The sequence below is a fragment of the Bifidobacterium sp. ESL0764 genome (assembly GCF_029395515.1).
Classification (GTDB): Bacteria; Actinomycetota; Actinomycetes; order Actinomycetales; family Bifidobacteriaceae; genus Bifidobacterium.
This window is the reverse complement of record NZ_CP113919.1, coordinates 242697-262667: the sequence shown is the minus strand read 5'-3', so window position 1 is coordinate 262667 and position 19971 is coordinate 242697. Positions and strand designations below refer to the sequence as shown.

The window sequence follows — 19971 nt, the reverse complement described above, 5'->3', positions numbered from 1 at the left end:
AATGAAGATACAGAGATAATCACAAAAATAGGCCCAAAATCGTGATTATCTCTGCCGATCTACAGAGATAATCACAGAAATCAGCTCATTTTTGTGATTTTCTTTGCACCTTGCATCTTTATGCAGAGATAATCACAAAATGGGCGAAAGCGCACTTTCCGTAGCTCAAAAGCAGCGATCAGCTATGCGTCCAGCTTCATATCGAACTTTTTGGCGAGCGCGGGGATGTCGGGAACTCCATACTTCTTGACGAGGTCAAGCCACGCCTGCTCGTTGTCGACGCCAAAGCGCCGGGCCTTGCGCGCGTAGGCCTCGGCGGTAAGGAAGCGCGGCGGGATGGACTTGCTGTTGTATTTGTCGGCCACCATCACCACCTCTTGCTCCAGGTTCATCGGCACGTAGTCGGCCGGAGGCAACGGCAGCCCTTGCGCGACGACCTGCTCACGCGTCAGCCCTACTCCCGTATGGTTGCGAGCGAATTGCGCGATGGATTCGTCCACGCCTTGGCTAGTTAGCCAGTCGTATCCACGCAACCCGTGCAGGATATAGTTCGGCCCGTCGAATTGCAGCTTTCCGCCGTCCGACCCGTCATGTTTGAGCACGAGGTAGGTGCCGATGTCATGGAGCATGGCCCCCACCACGGCGAGGTTCTCGTCAAGCAGACGTGGCGGCACGGTGCCGCCACTCACCCCGTCTGTTGGCGGCACGGTTGCTTTGATGGCGCCTAAAAGACTGCCGTTATTGCGTTTCTGGGCCATCAGCGCAGGGGTGACATGTATTTCGTCGCCACTCTTGGCATCCGTTTTGGCGTTGGCGCCACCATTGTTGCCTCCGACAGAAGCGTCAGCTTGAATACCACTGTCATTGCCGTCGTAAGCATCAGAAGCATCATCCAGAGATTTCCCGGTGAGTTCCGGCGCGTCCTTGGGCAACGTGCAGCGCCGCACGAACAGCGCGTTCTGCCGCCGCACCAGCTGGCGGGTGATCGTCGCGATGATGACGCAATGGGTATGGATAAGGTCGTAGGCTGCTTTGGAAGGTGCGATCTTGTGATGCAGCTCGTCCGCCTGCGCAAGTGTAGGAATATATCCGGTCATGGCTTCTATTGTAGAGGCCGTTAAAAACGCTTAAGCCCTCGGCCTTTTTCACAGGCAAAACCACAAAACACCAAACAGTCGCTAGGCTTTGGTCGAATCTCGTTCAATCAGAGAGAAATCGGAAACGAACGTGCGCGGAGCACCACTATAACCCTCAATGCGTTCGATAAGCATTTCAACCGCCTTACGGGCATATTCATCCGTATGGGGATCTATCGTGGTCAACCGAGGCGTCGAAAAAGCCCCTTCCGGAACATTATCGAATCCGACTACCGCGATATCCTCGGGGATTCTGCATCCATGCCTCTGCAGCTCATTCATCATGCCGAACGCCAACGCATCATCCAGACAGACCACGGCATCGGGACGTTCTCCTTCCAGCAATTTGTCCCCAGCTTGTACGCCCGAAACACTGTTGAGCGGATAAACCGATATGACTTTCGACCAGTCGACATCAAGGCCCCGCCGTTCAAACGCACGAGCATAACCTTGGATTCTGAGCTCTTGAGTACCTTCCTTCGCATCAAGCAGCCGTTTCCAGTCCCGATCGGCAGGAGCTCCGACCAACGCCACGGAACGATAACCCCGATCAAGCAGGTCACCCGTCGTCTTTTCCAATGCATCGACATTGGGCATCGTCACCAAATCCGCTTTGCCGTATGCGCTGTAATCGCCGGCCAGCACCGTCGGATAAGGCTGGGAAAGAATCGCGGCTTCATCCGCCAATGCGGTATCGGTGAAGAAAATCCATCCATCCGCACCAAGCCGATAAGTCTCCTCGATGATGGAAGGAATACCCGGTCCCCCGGATGCGTAGGTGCTGACAATGACCCCATAGCCACGTTCACGGGCAACGTCGATAATCTGATTGGCAAGGTAGGAAGAGAAGGGTTGCAAAAAGTCGAATACAGCCAACCCGATGAGTTTTGAACTTCCTGTTTTCAGCGACCTTGCCGAAACGTTGACGGTATAGCCCAGATTATGCATCGCTTTCAAAACACGCTCTCGCGTCGAAGGACGCATGCTTCCTGTTCCATTGAGCGCATTGGAGACGGTTTTGATGGAGACTCCTGCCTCCTTTGCCACATCTTTAATCGTCACTCTGGAACGCATAAACAATCCTTTTCACTGCCACATTATTCAGACAAACATCGTCTAAATATACAAATACATATTAGCTAGATAACATCGTAGTCAAGCATACAGCCACCCCTGAGGCAAGATTTCATAAAGAAAGCCGTGTCCGCGCAGCTGAAGCTGCACAAACACGGCATAGTGTCAGATATGACGTTCAACAGAAACCTGCCAAATACGCCACTCAGATTCTTTACTGTCTTACCCTCTTACTACTGCTTCACAGCTCCGGCGGTAATGCCGCCTACCCAATAGCGCTGCAGGAAGAGGAACGCCAGAACCAGCGGAATCACTGAGATGAAGGCGCCGCAGGTGATGAGATTCCACACCTGCTCCACACCCGCACCGGCGTTGGACTTGGCCTGCCATTGGGTCAGACCCACTGTAATCGGGAAGAGCTTGGTATTGGCGAGCACGACCTGAGGCAGGAAGTAGTTGTTCCAGCAATTGACCACGGAAAGCAGGAAAACCGTGGTGATGGCCGGGGTCATGATCGGCAGCGAAACCTGGAAGAAGGTCCTCATCTCGCCGGCACCGTCGACTCGCGCCGCTTCCATCATCTCGTCAGGCAGAGAAGACGTGCAGTACACGCGCATCAGGTACGTGCCGAACGGAGAGAGCAAGGAAGGCAGGATAACCGCCCAGATCGTATCGTTCATTCCGATCTTCGTCATGATGATGAACGTGGGAATGACCAATGCCGTGGTCGGAATCATCAACGCGCCGAGAACGATGTTGAAGTACACCTTGCGGCCACGGAAACGGAATTTGGCGAACCCATAACCCGCCATAACCGACAATGCCGTCGCACCGACACCGCCGACCAAAGCGTAGAGCAGCGAATTGAACAGCCAACGCCAGTAGATGCCATCCTGGTAAGTGGTGAGTTCCTTGATGTTGTCCCACAAAGCGAAATGCTTGTCGAACCACATCGGGCCGCCAGTGCCCATGAACAACCCGGCGTTGTTCTTGGTGGCGGCGACGATAAGCCACCAGACCGGCAGAATGAAGTAGAGAATGCAGATCACCATGAAGACCTTGGCGGTGATCTGATGCCCCCTGTTGATCTTCTGACCTTTATCGATATTCTGATTCTGTTTCATCGCTCAGTCCTCCAATCCAGACTGCTTGCGCGTCAATACCATGAACACCACGCTGAAGATGACCACCAGAAGGCCGAGTGCGAACGAGACCGTCGCGGCATAGTTCATTTGGTTGTAGTTGAATTCCAAAGCCTGCGCATACATGTTCGGCGTATATTCAGGTGGTATCGCGGAGTTCGCGTTGTTTCTCAAGACCATCGGCTCGGTGTAGAACTGCAACGTGCCGATCAACGCGAAGATGGTGACCATGACCATCGAGCTGGTGATCATCGGGACCTTGATCTTCAAAGCGATCTTGACTTCCGAAGCCCCATCGATTCGGGCGGACTCGTAAAGATCCGTCGGAATCGACTGCAACGCAGAATAGAGAATGACCATATAATAGCCGGTCCATTGCCAGGTGACCATGTTGACCAGCGAACCGAAGATGCTGCCCGGAGCAAGGAAGTCAGGCGCTTTCATACCGAACAGTTGGAAGAACGAAGTGAAGGGTCCCATATCCTTTGAATACAGGAAGCCCCACATAAGCGCGCCGATAACCACAGGAATGGCATACGGCAAGAAGTAAAGCAGGCGGGAAACCGATGCAAATTTGGACTTCACGCTGTCGAGCACGAGCGCCAGCAGAAGCGCGAACAAAAGCTGAATGGGCACCATCACGATGGTGTAGAGCACAACCAATTTCAGACCATTCAGGAAAATAGGATCGGTGAACACCCTTTTATAGTTGGCAAGCCCGGTGAATACCGTACCACGGACCTGCGTATAGCTGTATAGCGAAACAAAGAACGCATAGACAAGCGGAACGACAAGGAACAGGATAAACACGATGCCGAACGGGGCAGTGAATATCCAGCCCCAGCGGTTCGCCTTTGTCGTCGACAACGACTTGGTACCATGCGGCACAACATTATTTTTCTTTTTCGACATGAGCTTCTCCTCATTGAGGGGGAGGCGGGCCGGAACCCGCCTCTCCCTAAAATCACTTGTTACTCGACCGTGAAGCCCTGCTGCTTGGCATAGGTGCTCAGTGTCTTCTCCCAAGCATCAAGCTTGGTGCTCACATTGGCGCCATCGCGCAGAATCGAGGCCAAAGTCTTGGTCTGCTCATCATTGGCATAGGTCTGGAAGGGCAGGAACTGATAGCCCTTGTAGTTCTGGGCAACCGGGGCGATGATCTTGTTGATCTGCTGGTTGTTGAAGAACTTCTCACCACGGTTCAGGAACGCCTGAGACTGCAGCTTCTTCTGCCAGGTCGGATACAGACCGGAATCGTTGACGGCGATGTCCTGGGCCTGATCGTCACCGAAGAACTCCATGGCGACCTTGGCGGCCTGCTTGGTGTCCTTGGCCTGATCGGTCACCGTAAGGGCCGAACCGCCGCAGTTGATGGCCGGGTCGTTCGCAGTCCAACCCGGGGCCTTTGCGACCTGCCAGATCGAACCGTCCTGGACACCGGAAAGACCATTGAGGTAGCCGACCATCCACGAAGCATGGATGATGGTGGCATAAGAGCCGTCGACGTTCTTCTTGTTCCAAGCCGCGGTATCCGTATCATCGGTGGCGACGATACCTTCCTTGGCCATCTTCTGCCAGAAGGTGACGACCTTCTTGACCGAAGCGGAATTGACATCGATGCCGACCTTTTCGGGGTCGTTCGCGGAATACTTGAAGACCTTGCCGCCGGCCTGATCGTAATAGGCGTAGTTGAACAGGGTGCCGTTAGGCTGCCAGTTGCCGATGTGGCCCTGATAGCCCTTGGCCTTGAGCTCAAGGCCTGCCTTCTCGTACTCGTCCCAAGTCGTCGGAATCTTCACGCCGTACTTGTCGAAGATGTCCTTGCGGTAATACATCACGACCGGGCCGACATCCACCGGCACACCATAGACGCTCTTGTTGCCGCCCAACTGGACGTCCTTCCAAGCACCTGGAGTGTAGTTGTTCTTGATTTTGCCGACCCCGTACTTGTTCAGGTCTACGAGATGCTTCTCAACGCCTGAAGCGTACTGCGGCATCATGGCATATTCGAGCTGCACGATGTCCGCGGCTCCGGACTTGGCCTTGATGGCGGTGCTGAAGCGCGAATACGCCTTGGCGGACTGATCGGAGCTTGTCCAGCAGACCTGCACGTCGTTATGGGTTTCGTTGAAATGGTCGATCAGCTTCTCGACCTGGGGATACCAAGACCAAAGAGTCACCTTTTCGGCCTTGGGATTCTTTACCTTATTGATGCACTTGGCGGAATCATTGGCATGCGCGTCGCTGCCGGCCGCCTTCGAGCCGCTGTCAGAACCCGAACCGCATGCTCCAACAGACAGGGCCATGGCGCCCGCAAGGACGAGGCCCAATGCCTTGTTGATACTTCTCATTTTTTCCTCCTTATCGTTGCGCCAACACTGGCACAATTGGATAATCAACAAACATGAATCAACGTCCAAGATACAGGCGCAAGATTCACAGATATCGTGTCGCCATCAATGGCGACGTTGTCGGTGACCTGTGGGGTCACTCGATCGGGCTGCTCGAGCGTGTTGCAGGCCGAGCCGTCATCGTCGTGCAGTGTCCACGATTCGGCCTTGGAGAACCGACGACGGGCCGGCAGCGCAATCTCGAGTTTCGTATTGTCATGCAATGAACGGTTCACTAGGAAGATGGCCAATGACCCATCTTCACAGCGCACGGCCGTATGCCCGATTGCGCTCACCTCGCCATACGCTTGCGTGTCGATGGACGGACCGTCCAGTACGGTCTGGAGGGCCGTGCCGTTCTTGGCGAAGCGCGCGGAAAGCGAGAAAGGATAGAAAATGGTCTGGCGCCAAGCCGGGCCGCCGGGCTCGGTCATGATGGGCGCGATGACGTTGACCAACTGGGCCAGAGAAGCCGAATGAACGGTGTCCGCATTGCGCATCAACGAAATCAGCAGGTCCCCGACCACTGCCGCGTCCGTTACGGAGTAGATCTGCTCCAAAAGCCTCGGAGCGGTAGGCCAATTGCCGATTCCCGATGGGTTATTGGCCGGATCGTTGGCCTTATACCAGACGTTCCACTCATCAAAGGACAGATAGACCTGATGCGAAGTCTTATGGCGGGCCTTCACCGATCGGACGATGGAGGCAATCTCATGAATAAACGCCTCCATATCGGCGCCGGAGGCCATGAAGCTTTGCATATCGCCATTCCAAGGGCGTGAATACGCATGGCAGGACACGAAATCGACCAAATCGTATGTGGCATCGAGAACGGTCTCTTCCCATGAACCGTATGTCTGCATATCGTGCGTGGACGAACCGCAGACCACGAGATCAAGATCGGGATCGATCTGCCGCATACCCGCAGCGACCTCCGCCGCAAGACGACCGTATTCTTCGGCCGTTTTATGCCCCAGCTGCCACGGGCCGTCCATCTCATTGCCCAGGCACCACATACGGATGTCGAACGGCTTGTCGGCACCGTTGGCGCGGCGTGCCTCCGAAAGCTCCGTCCCTCCCGGAACGTTGGCGTATTCCAGCAAATCCATCGCGTTGCCGAGGTCGCGCGTTCCCAGATTCACCGCTTCCATCAGCTCGTTCCCATCAACCTTGCTTAGCCACTTGGCCATCTCATGAAGACCGAACTGGTTGGTTTCCGTGGAATGCCAAGCGGTGTCAAGGCGACGGGGACGACGATCCTTCGGACCGACACCATCTTCCCAACGATAGCCAGAAACGAAATTCCCGCCCGGGTAGCGGATGGTGGTTGCCCCCAACTCACGCACCAGATCAATCACATCCTGGCGGAAACCGTCGGCATCGGCGCTCGGATGACCCGGCTCGTATATACCCGTATAGACGCAGCGTCCAAGATGCTCGACAAACGAGCCAAACAGCCTATCGTCGATAGGGGCAATCTCAAATTCATCATCAACGATAAGTCGCGCTTTGTTGGTTGCGGCACCTTCAGGCATGATCTCCTCTTTCAATTCGCCAAATAGTACAACGTTGTCTTTACAGGCAATATTAGCCAACTCTCTAAAATCCTTGAGGTTAATACAACCTTGTACTTGTTGTATTTATTAACATACACCGCTGCTACTTCTCTTGCAAACTCCTTTGAAATACAAGGTTGTACTTAACGGCTTGTTCCTTTGCAACACGCCGTAAAAATAATTATCTATTTCATCAGCGAAGCGATTATCCCAGGTACAACGACGACGCGCAATTGCGTTGCCGCCCAATATAGAGCAGCGGCTCTTGTGCTCAAGACGCATGCTGACGCTATTACTTTGCAACCATCTTGAGCGCCATCAACCAGTTCGTCACTTTGTACATGCAGCACAAAGAGCAACATAAAACCGCCTTCCGCTTAAAAAACAACAGCGAACAGGCGGTTGAGGATTTCTCTATCGTCACATCATTTCACGCGAATAGCCGTCCATGAAACCGCCGGCAAAGTAAGCTTCACCGTCCCGGATTGCGCATCGAAGGAAACGGTATCGTTGGCATGCGGGGTGACGCGGGTCTGATGTTCCAGCGTGTTCTTAGCGTTGATGTCATCGTCGTGCAGGGTTTGCGCCTTGACACTCAAACGGTCCGACTTCGCTCGCATGTCTTCAGGGATACGCACTTCGAACTCGGCCGGAGTATTCAGCGACCTGTTGACCGCAAAGACGGACACCGAACCATCGGCGCCGCGGACGGCCACAGCGTTGACGCCATCGACCTCGCCATACTTCGGCGTGGAGATCTGCGAGGAGTCCAGCTTCGGCTCGAGCACCGTGCCGCCCTTGGCAAGACCAGCCGTAATCGAGAACGGATAGAACGTGGTCTGTCGCCAAGCCGGACCACCGGGCTCCGTCATAATCGGCGCGATGACGTTGACCAGCTGAGCCAAACTCGCGGCATGAACTCGGTCCACATTCTTCAAAAGCGTAATCATCAAATCGCCAAAGACCACGGCATCCGCCACAGAGTAGATATCCTCAAGCAAGCGCGGAGCGACCGGCCAGTTGCCGATGCCTTCAGGGTTCTTGCTCGGCTCGGCGTCCTGATACCAAATGTTCCATTCATCGAAGGAGATGAACACGTCATGCTTGCTCTTGAGCCTCGCCTTGGTGGCATCGATGGCAGCGACGACGTCATGAATGAAGCCGTCCATATCAACGCCGGAAGCCAGGAAACTGGCCATGTCGCCATCGTGAGGCTGGTAATAGGCGTGGCAGGAGACGAAGTTGACCAAGTCGTAGCACTTGGAAAGCACCGTCTCTTCCCACATGCCGAACGTAGGCATATTATGCGCCGAAGAACCACAGACCACCAGCTCGAGGTCAGGGTCCATCTGCCGCATGCCGCGGGCCACCGAAGCGGCCAACGTGCCGTAGTCTTCGGCCGACTTGTGACCGAGCTGCCACGGACCGTCCATCTCATTGCCCAAGCACCACATACGGATGTCGAACGGTTTGTCGGCACCGTTGGCGCGACGCGCCTCCGAAAGCTCCGTCCCTCCGGGAATATTGGCATATTCGAGCAGGTCCATCGCGTCCTCGAGACCGCGCGTGCCAAGGTTCACGGCCTCCATCAGCTCGTTGCCGCCGGCTTTTTCAAGCCACTTGGCCATCTCATGAAGACCGAACTGGTTGGTTTCCGTGGAATGCCACGCCATATCAAGACGACGAGGACGCCGATCCTTGGAACCTACGCCATCCTCCCAGCGATAACCGGACACGAAATTGCCGCCCGGATAACGGATCGTGGTCGCCCCAAGTTCGCGCACGAGGTCAATCACATCTTGCCGGAATCCATCGGCGTCGGCCGTGGGATGTCCCGGCTCGTAAATGCCGGTATATACGCAACGGCCAAGGTGCTCGACAAATGATCCAAACAGGCGGTTGTCGACCTGCCCTACTTCGAAATCATCATCAACAATCAACCGAGCCGAATTGGCAGATGACGTCTGTGCCATTTTTCTCCTTAACAATTTTTTACATCGTTGTACATATCATGGTAGCGTAACCTTACGAAATACGCTGAATGGCGGATACCACACAGACGCATCAACATACTCAACGAATGATGCGCCTGCATATTCATATCCGATTGGATATCGACTTACGGCTACTTTCCGGACTTGCCGGACTTGGTGTCGGGACGCGGCATGACTGTGGTCTGTTCACCGGTATCGACTTTCCCGCGCTCGTCGGCAACGGCTTTCCGCCCGGTTCCTTCCGCCGAAGCCGCGGCCTTGCTTTCCTTCGCGCCCGCATCGCCTTGTGCGTCCTGCAGTTTCTGCAGCTTGACGGATTTGGCAAGCTTGCCGAGACCTTTACGGCCTTTGGCGAGTTCGACAACGCCGATAGCGTCTGCAGACTTTCTGGAAACACTTATCGTACCGGCACCACCGCGAGCCTTGGAACGGCTACGATCCGCCCCCTCCTTGGCATCTTTTCGGCTCGCCGCAGAATCACGCGATTCAACGCGGCGCTTGCCGGAACGCAGAGGCTCGCGCTTGAGCCGCGGGGGACGTCGGGTGGAGAGGAAGAGCGGCTGGACTTCGACCACCGGGTTATAGGGGGCCAAACCGAACCATTTGACCGGAGAGCCGGCCACATGACGGATGGCATACTTCATCTTGAGGCTCAGAGCCTCGCGGGCCGTCAGCTTGGACTCCGGCATCAAAGCCTTGTGCACCAGGACGTAACGCACCGTGCCGATGTCGGGATCGGCGTCGACCTTCGGATAGACCGACTTCTGCTCCGGCAGCTCGCCGGAAGCGGACAAGTCGTGCATGACCTGATGGATATAGGCCGGAATGGACTGCGAGACCTTGAAGCCGAGCTTGATCCGCACACGGAAAATGTAGTCGGTACCAAAATCCTCCACCGAATACTCGCGCGTGAACGGCTCGTCGGTGGTCACCACCGACACGGCCCACCAGGCGCGCGCACGCTTGGGGTGGTCGGCGAAAATCGAGAAGAAGATGTCGGTGTCAAGCCGGTGCATCTCCCAATCGCTGGTCAGGTAGACGAGGTTGTCGGCGAAATACGGGATACGGAAATCGTCATGCAACTTGTCGAGCGCAGGCTTGAAATCGCGGGGCTTCATATGCCGGCGCTGCGAACGCTCGATCCTGGTTCCGTCGTTCCAAGTGACCATGATCAGAAGGATGCAGGCCGTCAGGAGCATGGTGAACCAGCCACCGTGCAGGAACTTCGCCATGGAAGCGACGAAGAACAGTGTCTGGATGGCGATGAACACGACGAAGAAGATTCCGGCGAGCACGCGATGGTGCTTGTACCAGATATAAACGGTCAGGAGAATCGTCGTCGTAATCATCGTGACGGTGAGCGCGAGGCCGTAGGCGGCGGAAATGTGCTCGGAATCCTTGAACAGGGCGAGCACGGAAAGCGTCGCCACACACAGCACGACGTTGACCACCGGGATATAGAGCTGGCCGCGCGTACGGGCCGGGTAACGCACCTGCAGATGCGGCATCCAGTTCAAGCCAGTGGCTTCGCTGACCATGGAGAACGCGCCGGTGATCAGGGCCTGTGAGGCGATGACGCCGGCCGCGACCGAGAGAATGACGCCGACGTAACGCACGTTCGGGCTCATCATCTGGAAGAACGGGTTGACGCCCGCGCCGGCGGCGATCAGCGCCTTGTCGCCTTGATGGCGCAGCATCCACGCGCCTTGGCCGAAGTAGTTGAAGACCAGAGCCACGAAAATGAACGGCCAGGTGAAGTAGATGTTGCCGCGGCCGACGTGGCCCATGTCGGAGTACAGCGCTTCGGCACCGGTGGTCGAGAGAAAGACCGTGCCCATGATGGCCAGCCCTGCCACGTTGTGTTTGCTGAAGAGGAATTGAATGCCGTAAATCGGGTTGATGGCTTCGAAGATGGACCAGTCGCCACTCAGGTTGGCGATGCCGGTCAGCGCGAGGAAGGCGAACCAGACCATGACCACCGAGCCGAAGACCTTGCCGATACGCTCGGTGCCGCGAGACTGGACGCAGAAGAGGATGACGATGATCGCCACGGTGATCATCAGTGAAAGGTTGCCGTTTTCGCGGAACACCGGCTCGAAGAGCGGAATGGTTTTCAGGCCTTCCACTGCCGAGGAGATCGAGACGGCCGGGGTCAGCACGGAATCCGCCAGGAACGCCGCCCCGCCCAGCATCGCGGGGATGACCAGCCACTTGCCGTGGTGACGAATCAGCGAGAACAGCGCGAAAATGCCGCCCTCACCCTTGTTGTCGATGCGCATGGCGACGAGCACGTATTTGACGGTGGTGATCAGCGTGATCGACCAGAAAACCAGCGAAAGCAGGCCAAGTACCGCAGGCCTGTCGATGTTGCCGAGACCGCCCTGCCCGGCGAGGAAGGTCTGCGAAGTGTAGAGCGGGGACGTGCCGATGTCGCCGTAGACCACGCCGAGCGCGACGATGGCCATGCCCAGTGTGACCTTGTCGGGGCTGGACTGCATCTTGCGCCACCAGCGACCGAGCGGTCCGCGCGACGAGGCTTCGGTCAGCTTTTTGGCCTCTTCCTGCTCTTCCTGCTCGTGCTTGGCGATGGCCTGACGTTCCTCGCGGGTCAACGTGTCACGCGCGACCTTGGGTGCGTTGGTAAAGGTGTCGGCGCGAAGCAACGCTTTCTTCTCCGCGCTCACGGCACGCTTTTCGGCTCTGAGTGCCTTCTGCTCGGCAGTGACCGCTTGTTTCTGCGCCTTTGAGGCGACTTTACTCACCTCATCGGTCTCATGCTCCAGCTTGCGGACGGCCTTCTTTTCCGCCGAATTTTTTTCGGTTTTGCCGTCATTGCGACGCCGAATTCTTCGATTTTGAGGCTGCTTTGACCCACGATCCTGCGATTGCGCCATGACCTGCCCTCCAAAGCGGAAAAACGAAACCTTCCCGCATACCATTTCTTCTCAAAGCCCGGCTTGCGGGCGCCCTCGTTTATAAAACCAAAGCGCCAGTTTAGCCTCGTAATCTCAATAAACCAAAATCGACCCTGGAAAAGGCGATGTCGAAACCTTCAAAATTACATTCAGCGCATACGAATATCGGGGATTATATATTTTTCATCAAATTACCGTAAAAATCGTCGGGATCGAGCTTTACACGCCGTACACAGCCCTCGTCGTCCGACGCGTCGCCTCTGCGACTTCACCTACCGGCAAATCAAGGGCGTCCGCAAGCGCTTTCAAGGTATAAGGAATCATATATGGAGCGTTCGTGCGGCCGCGATATGGCATCGGGGTGAGGTAGGGAGCATCGGTTTCGACCATGATGTGATCGAGGCCCACCACGGCGGCAGATCTGCGGATCTCCTCGTTGCCTTTGAAGCTGGATGCGCCGGAGAAGCTCAGATACCAGCCCTGCTCGCGGGCGATCTGCGCAAGTTCGGTGTCGCCGGACCAGCTGTGGAAGACGGTGCGCTCCGGGCTGCCGTCTCTGAGCAGCGTTTCGATGACCTCCTTATGGGCATCGCGGTCGTGAATCTGCATCGGCAGGTTGAGCTCCTTGGCCAACGCGATATGGGCACGGAAGGCTTCGCGCTGGATTTCCATCGCCGCAGCCCCCGTGCGGAAGAGGTCCATGCCGGTCTCGCCGATGGCCACCACCTGCTGCGGGTATTTCACGGCCAAACGATGAACTTCCGCGAGCGCATCCTCGAAACTCACATCGTGCCACGGCTGGTACTTGATCGGCAGCCCGTCCGGCCCGGGCACGCCCCGATGTCCGTGCAACACCGCCTCGTTCGGGTGAATCGCCAGGCCGGCGTGAACAACGCCGGGATGGTCGAGCGCCATTTGCACCGCGACCTTCAAATTCGGCAGTTCGCAGCCGACGTCAATGACGCCCTCGACCCCGACGGCCTGCGCCTGCCCCAGAATCTCGTCGACGTTGTAAACCGGCACCGGCGGCTGGTCACGCTCGATCGCTTGCCGGTTCATCTCGCGCGCGAACGGCACCACGCTCGCCACATGCGTATGGTCGTCGACCACATGCACCCCGTCCGGCAACGCCTCCGGAGCCGGCGCCCAACTACGATCCCGATGTTTCTTGCTCATGTCGCCCAGCCTAGTCCGACATCATCCTGATACGCTTTTATACAGCAAAATCCTCCACTGGCTATTATCGAATAGACGAATGGGATGCCTTACTTGTCCAGCGCGAACCAGAGGACGCCGTGCGGGGCGATCGTGCCCTTGAGTACGCGATCGGCGCCCGTACCAGCGACGCGGGCGGTCGGGATTTCCGCGTCGCCATCGGCGACACCGGCGAAGAGATCGGCCACCTTCCATGGCTTCTCGGCATCGGCAAGCCCCACCAGAGCCTTCAGCTCGATATTGCCCTGCAGTTCATACTCGTCGTCGCCGGTCCAGAACATCGCGGCGTAATGGCCGCCCCGGTGCGCCGAAGCGGTGCCGTCGGCCCAGTCCTGCGCATCCGCGGCCCACACGATGAGGTCGCCGCGGTAGGAGCTTTCGTCACCCCACGTCCCGTAAATACGTTCGCGTACCAGCTCGCGATTGTTGGCCGAGCCGGCCGTGACCTCGCGCATCGCCGGATTGGCCAACAACGCTATGGTCTCCGGAGTGCTCGTGGGCAGGTCGCCGCCCACCATCAACGGCGAGCGCCCCATCGCCCAGAGCGCCATCAGGGTCCGTCGCTCGTTACGGGTCAGCCGGCTGTCGCGGTCATCCCCACGTTCGGCGCGAAGCCCGATATGGCCGAGCGGCAGCATGTCGGCGTCGGCGAAATGGCCGGCCCGCTGCAGCGGCGCCCAGCGGGCGAGCCGTGAGAACTGCTGGTACACATCGTCCCAGCGGTCCCACAGATCGTCGGAAATCCGCCACATCTGCGCGTTGCTGCGCAGGAAATCAACATACGTGGGCGCGACCCAGCCGCCAGGCGAAAGCGAGAGGGAAATGCCATGACCCGGGTGACTGGCCTCGGCCTTGGCGATGGCACGGTGGTAAGCGGCGATTTCGTCGGCGTGGAACGGCGTCTGCATGTCGTCGACCTTGAGGAAGTCGATGCCCCAGTCGGCGAACTGGTCAATCTGCGCGTCGTAGAAAGCCTGTGCACCGGGATGGTTCTGGTTCAGTCCGTAATTATCCGGATTCCATACACACACATGATCCTTGTCGACCACATCGCGAGCGGTATATTGCGTACCCTTGACCGGCAGATTGCGCTCGACCGCAAGTCTGGGGATGCCGCGCATCACATGGATACCGAGCTTCAGCCCCAGCTCGTGCACCTTGGCGGCGAGTGGGCCGAATCCCTTGCCATCGGCGGCACTGGGGAAACGCACCGGATCGGGCATCTGCCGGCCGTACCCGTCGAGAATCAGCGGCGCGTCGGCGTTGTAGCCGTGGGCGCGGGCGGTCGGGTCATACCAATCGATGTCAATGACCACCGTGTCCCATCCCACGCTCTTCAGATGCTCGGCCATGAATCGGGCGTTGGCCATCAGCTCGTCCTCGGTGACAGTGGTGCCGTAGGAATCCCAGCTGTTCCACCCCATCGGAGGCCGCAACGCCTTTGCCTGTCCCTTTGCCGAATCACGCATTTCATTCGTTGTCATCGTCAGTCCCTTCATCATCGGTTTTTCATCGTTGATCTTGCTGGTCTGCCGCGGCGACAGGAACCTTTTGTCTCCCGTTGCCGACAGAGCCAAATCAATCGCTTGCTATTGGTTTGCTGCTTGATTTGTTCTGGCGGAGGCAAAACGTCAGTCATCGCAACCCGCCAGAACCTTTTCTACCTCCACAATGCTGCACGCAAGCGCTCGTAGGAGCTGCGGTCCAGCGAAAGCACCCCGCCGTGCTTGGTATGCGCAGAGAGGCTGAAATCGGCGGCATCCAGCGGTTTCCAACCTTGCTCGAGGTCATCGGAGACCATAGGCCGGTAGCCGGTCGAGGGAATGACGTCGACCAGCAGATACCAGCGGTCGCTGCCCATGGTGTGGTCGGCGAAGACGGCCGGCCCTTCCTCGCCGTTGCCGGCGTCGTAGTTGTCGCCGATATTGGTCTGGACGGTCCGCCAGGCGGTGCCCGGCCTCCACCAGCGCCTCGCATCCGTGGCATCCATCCAGATACCGCGGCCGAACGTGTTGTCCTTGGTGATGCGGTAGGTGCGCAGCCCGCCGTTTGGCTGCGCACGTTGAATCATCGTCGTGTCGATGGAGTCGCCGCCGGTGTCGATGAACCTGCCTCCGAATTCGAAGGTATCCTGCGTGAAGTCCGTCGTGGCACCCCACAAAACAGTGTCATGCACATCCTCGGCACGATGCTCTGGGTCGTCGGGGTCGAAAATCTTGGACGACCAATACATCACGAACGCGCCACGCCCACCTGCATGAGTCTCCGGATAATAATCCGGCACCCACAGACACTCACAGGCCCAGGCCATCCCCAGCTCCAAGCAGTCACTTGTGGCAACGTCAGCACTCTTACGGCCATTGCCGCTTCCGTCATCGCGCCTGTCGTCGGCGTCAACGCTGCCATTGCCGCCGAAGCACCCCCGACCATATTCCCCCTCGGCCGCATAGCGCAGCGGCCGTGAGACATCCAGCGGTCTTGGCCCCCGCCAATGCACCAAATCGTCGGACTCCCAGATGATGAGACTGGTGCTGCCGTGGTGCGACCAGTCGTACCAGTTCGCGCCATCCTCCGGCCTGCCGCCGAAGACACGCAGATCGGTGGCGATGATGTAATACTTACTGGTTTCCGGGTTGCGAATGACATGTGGGTCGCGCACACCGGTGGTGCCGATGCCGGAAGTCAGTATCGGCTCGCCGCCGTTGAGCGGAATCCAGTGGGTGGGGTCGTCGCCTCGGGAAAGGTCAAAGTAGATCCTCTCGGCGTATCCATCCGGGTCCTCCCTGAAATGGACCAACAGGTAGCCATACGGGTCGCCAAGCACGGCCGTGTCTTCGGTCATTTTACGTTTGAGCCTTTCTGCATTCGATGAGCCGTCGTCGTCAATCATCACATCCACATTTCTTTAAAACCGTATTACTTTCAACATACGTGACATACAGGTTCGGGCCGTCCCACAAAAGCGTGAAACGACCCGAACGTCAAGCTGCGTCAAGCAGCGATTGTCTTACGCGACGCTGTGAAAGGAGGGGAACAGGATTCACAACGTCGCCCAAGGACTGTTTACTTCATGCCTGTCATGGCGATGCCCTCGACGAACCTCTTCTGGATGAAGAAGAACACGATGACCAACGGCAGCGCGGAAATCAACGCACCTGCCATCACCACGCCATACGGGGTCACGGACGAGCCATGGCCGGTCAGCATGGCGAGACCGACGGTGATCGTGCGGGTCTCGGGACGCGACGTCATGATCAACGGCCAGAGCAGATCGTTCCAGTTGCCCATCAGGTTGAACATCGTGATCGTGAGCAGGGCCGGAACCGAGTTCGGCAGGATGATCTGGAAGAAGATGCGCAGCTCGCCGGCGCCATCGATACGCGCCGCGTTGTCCAGATCCTTCGGGATCGAGATGAAGAACTGCCGCAGCAGGAAGATGCCGCCCACATCGGCCATACGAGGAATGATGATGCCCCAGTAGCTATTGACCAGACCCATGCTGGCCAGCAGCTTGTAGACCGGGATCAGCAGGGCCATGGCAGGAATCATCATCGTGGCGATGAGGATGTCGAGCAGGACCGTGCGTCCCTTGAAATCGATACGCGAGAGGCCATAGGCGGCGAGCGAATCGAAGAAGACCGAGAAGATGGTTACCGCGCAGGCGAAGACTGCGGCGTTGATCATTTCGCGGCCGATCGGGAGCCTCTGGAACAGCGACGTGTAATTGGCCAACGTGAACGCGCTCGGAATGAGTTTTGGCGGCCAGGTCTCGGTGATGTCCTTCGGCGTGAAGGATACGAGAACGACCACGAGCAGCGGGAAGATCATCAGGAACGTGATCAGCGCCAGCGCGACATAGCTCCAGAAGAGCCCAAAACGGCGACGGAACCTTGCCCTCTTGCGCAGACGTGCGTTTTCGGCGTTGGCCTTTTCATTGCGCACCATCGCTTCCGCGGATAGCGACAGACCAGAAACAGGAGTATCAGTGGCGTTACTCATGCGATTTCCTCCTTCTCATGACGTGCGTTGTTGACCAGCACGCACAGGCCGACGATAAGCGTCATAATGAGCAGCACGTACGACAGCGCGGACGCGTAGCCAAGTTTGCCGTTGCCGAACGCTTCGGTGTAGATACGATAGACGATGGTCTCGGTGGCGCGGTCAGGGCCGCCGGAAGTCATGATGAAGACCTGATCGAAGACCTGGAAGGAACCGATGAGGCCGAAGATCATGATGTAGACGAACGTCGGGCGCAGCGCAGGAACGGTGATATAGCGGAACTTCTGCCAGGCGTTGACGCCATCGAGCGCGGCGGCCTCATAGAGTTCCTGCGAAATGCCCTGCAGGCCAGCCAGGAAGATGACCATGAAGTAGCCGAAATTCTTCCAAACGGTGATCAGCACGATGGTGATCATGGCCGTGGAACTGGTGCCGAGCAAATCCATGTGCTGGATGCCGGTAATCTTGCCGACCCAATACGGCACCAGGCCGAGCGACGGCGAAAGGATGAAGTCCCATGCGATGGCCGCGACGGTCATCGAAATGACGTAGGGCAGGAACATGAACGTGCGGAAGAATCCGACGAACTTCAGATCCTTACGGTTGAGCAGCAATGCAAAGAGCAGGGCCACAATCACCACAAGCGGGGCGTAAAGCACTGCATAGAACAAGGTGTTGATGACGTCCGTACGGAAGTCGGCGTTGCCGAACAACTTGACGTAGTTGCGCAACCCGACGAACATGCCCTTGGAATTGATACGGTCGGTGGTCAACGACGTCAGGAACGTCTGCACCGCCGGATAAAAGACGAATACTGCAAGAATGATTAACGCTGGGGCAACAAATGCGATGCCCTTGAGGAAGTTACGGCGCGAGAGCGCTTTTTTGTTCTCTTTCGCCGTCACGTCCCCGCCATTGCGGGCGACTGCTCTGTCCATGATTTCCCTTCCGAATACTGCAAAATTTCGGTTTCCGGCTGGACGCCCGCACTTGTGGCGGGCGTCCAGCCGGAACCGGTGCCGGCCTTCAGGCAGGCCGGCTATTCAGTTATATTGCTGGGGTCAGTCCTCGGCGTATTCGTCGAGGTAGCCCTTGATCTTGCCCTGAGCCGTGTTGAGCAGCTGGGAGATGTCGGTGTCCTTGCGGGCCGTGTTGTTGGTCAGCGCGTCGACCGAAGCGGAGATATCGCCGAAGCCGCCCTTGAGGCCGGCAATGCCGATGTAGGAGTGGTTCGTGTTCTTCGCGATCTTGGCGATGAGCGGACGCTTGGAGAGGTCGGAATCCTTGACCAGCGTGTTGTTCGGCGGATAAGCCGAGCCGAGCGACCACATGATCTGGTTTTCCTTGCTGTTGTAGTACTTCATGAAGTCATAGATGCCCTGCTTCTTCGGGGAATCCTTGACCTGCGAAGTCACCCACCAATACAGACCGGTGGAACCGGTGTTGGAACCCTTGGTGCCGTCAGGATAGACATAGGTGCCGTTGCCGTCAGGAACCGGGAACAGATCGTGCTCGATGTGCTTGTCGGTCGCGGCCTGGTCTTCCCAAGGTCCGACGATGACCATCGCGGACTGGCCGGACTCGAAGGATTCACGGGCCTTGGTGTCGTCCATGCCCTTGAGGCTGTAGCCAGCCTTGTAGAAATCACGCATCTTCTCGAGGAAGGCCTTGTTCTCCGGGGTGTTGATGGAGACCTTGCCCTTGGTGGTGTAGATGCCGGAGCCGTTGCCCTTCAGGAACGGGGCCCAGCCGGAATCGGAGAGGGCCATGCCGTACTGCTTGCCCGGAATGGTCAGCTTCTTGGCGGTCTCGAGCAGCTGGTCCCAAGTCTTCGGGTAGTCGTTCTCGGTCAAGCCAGCGGCCTGCCACATCTTGGTGTTGTACCAGACGGCGGTCGGCGCATAGCCCATCGGGACGCCGCACTTCTCGGTCTTGCCGTTGACGTTGAAGGTGATCTGCTTGACGACGTTCGGGATGTAGTTCTTGGTGTCATACTTCGCGTCATTGTAGAAGTCCGTGACGCACTGGAACGTTCCGTCGATCGACCAGCCCTGGCCGTTGTCGGCGCCGGTGGTGACGATATCGGGGCCGTCGCCGGAGGTGATCTTGGTGACCATCGTCTCGCCGATGGTGCTCCAAGGCTGCAGCTGGGCATCGATCTCATACTTGTTCTGCGACTTGTTGAAGTTCTTGACGATCTTCTCGAGCGTCTTTCCATCGGCCTCGGAGAAACCGTGCCACATGGTGATCTTCACTTTTCCGTCGGCCGTTTTCTCGGTCTTGGCATTGCTGGAAGAACCGCAACCAGCCAATCCGAGACCGGCAACCATCGCCATGGCGACGGCCGCTACGAGCGTCTTTTTGATTTTCATGGATTTCTCCTTTTCCTTCTCTTGGGATTACCCAAGATATTCGCAACGTTGCCGGGATAAGGACGTACCGTGTCCCTATCCTCTCCCGCAGTACGTGCAATGGATTCAACACCTTTGTCGGTTACCACGAGCATCAACGCCTTTGCAACGATGTAATGTCAGTATAGCGCAATTTTCA

14 protein-coding genes are annotated in these 19971 nt (G+C 57.3%); all 14 read right to left on the bottom strand.

Features of this window, described 5'->3' with window-relative positions; all coding sequences use genetic code 11:
* Positions 1 to 182: 182 nt before the first annotated feature.
* Positions 183 to 1097, bottom strand: a complete 915-nt coding sequence (locus OZX71_RS00875) for an HD domain-containing protein (RefSeq protein WP_277160155.1) — start codon at positions 1095 to 1097, stop codon at positions 183 to 185.
* An 81-nt stretch (positions 1098 to 1178) separates the two neighbouring features.
* Positions 1179 to 2210 (bottom strand): LacI family DNA-binding transcriptional regulator, encoded by a 1032-nt coding sequence (locus OZX71_RS00870; RefSeq protein WP_277160154.1) that lies wholly within the window; start codon positions 2208 to 2210, stop codon positions 1179 to 1181.
* A 233-nt stretch (positions 2211 to 2443) separates the two neighbouring features.
* Complete coding sequence (locus OZX71_RS00865; protein ID WP_277145824.1) at positions 2444 to 3334, bottom strand: carbohydrate ABC transporter permease; 891 nt, start codon at positions 3332 to 3334, stop codon at positions 2444 to 2446.
* 3 nt (positions 3335 to 3337) lie between these two features.
* Entirely contained in the window at positions 3338 to 4264 is a 927-nt protein-coding gene (locus OZX71_RS00860) for a sugar ABC transporter permease (protein WP_277145825.1), read from the bottom strand.
* A gap of 59 nt (positions 4265 to 4323) precedes the next feature.
* Positions 4324 to 5703 (bottom strand): extracellular solute-binding protein, encoded by a 1380-nt coding sequence (locus OZX71_RS00855; protein ID WP_277160153.1) that lies wholly within the window; start codon positions 5701 to 5703, stop codon positions 4324 to 4326.
* A 44-nt stretch (positions 5704 to 5747) separates the two neighbouring features.
* Complete coding sequence (locus OZX71_RS00850) at positions 5748 to 7277, bottom strand: alpha-L-arabinofuranosidase C-terminal domain-containing protein (RefSeq protein WP_277145827.1); 1530 nt, start codon at positions 7275 to 7277, stop codon at positions 5748 to 5750.
* Between the two features lie 446 nt (positions 7278 to 7723).
* Positions 7724 to 9271, bottom strand: coding sequence for an alpha-L-arabinofuranosidase C-terminal domain-containing protein (locus tag OZX71_RS00845; protein ID WP_277160152.1), 1548 nt, complete (start codon positions 9269 to 9271; stop codon positions 7724 to 7726).
* A 152-nt stretch (positions 9272 to 9423) separates the two neighbouring features.
* The gene (locus OZX71_RS00840; protein WP_348519526.1) at positions 9424 to 12186 is read right to left on the bottom strand and encodes a KUP/HAK/KT family potassium transporter; all 2763 of its coding nucleotides are present in this window, start codon (positions 12184 to 12186) and stop codon (positions 9424 to 9426) included.
* 240 nt (positions 12187 to 12426) lie between these two features.
* Entirely contained in the window at positions 12427 to 13383 is a 957-nt protein-coding gene (locus OZX71_RS00835) for a TatD family hydrolase (protein WP_277145829.1), read from the bottom strand.
* Between the two features lie 89 nt (positions 13384 to 13472).
* Entirely contained in the window at positions 13473 to 14846 is a 1374-nt protein-coding gene (locus tag OZX71_RS00830; RefSeq protein WP_348519528.1) for a glycoside hydrolase family 27 protein, read from the bottom strand.
* Between the two features lie 236 nt (positions 14847 to 15082).
* Positions 15083 to 16264, bottom strand: a complete 1182-nt coding sequence (locus OZX71_RS00825) for a glycoside hydrolase family 43 protein (protein ID WP_277160612.1) — start codon at positions 16262 to 16264, stop codon at positions 15083 to 15085.
* A 221-nt stretch (positions 16265 to 16485) separates the two neighbouring features.
* A complete protein-coding gene (locus OZX71_RS00820; protein ID WP_277145833.1) occupies positions 16486 to 17421 on the bottom strand; it encodes a carbohydrate ABC transporter permease in 936 nt (311 codons plus the stop codon).
* A complete protein-coding gene (locus tag OZX71_RS00815) occupies positions 17418 to 18359 on the bottom strand; it encodes a sugar ABC transporter permease (protein WP_277145834.1) in 942 nt (313 codons plus the stop codon). Before OZX71_RS00815 ends, OZX71_RS00820 begins: the two co-directional genes overlap by 4 nt.
* A gap of 123 nt (positions 18360 to 18482) precedes the next feature.
* Positions 18483 to 19793, bottom strand: a complete 1311-nt coding sequence (locus OZX71_RS00810; RefSeq protein ID WP_277145835.1) for an extracellular solute-binding protein — start codon at positions 19791 to 19793, stop codon at positions 18483 to 18485.
* Positions 19794 to 19971 lie beyond the last annotated feature (178 nt).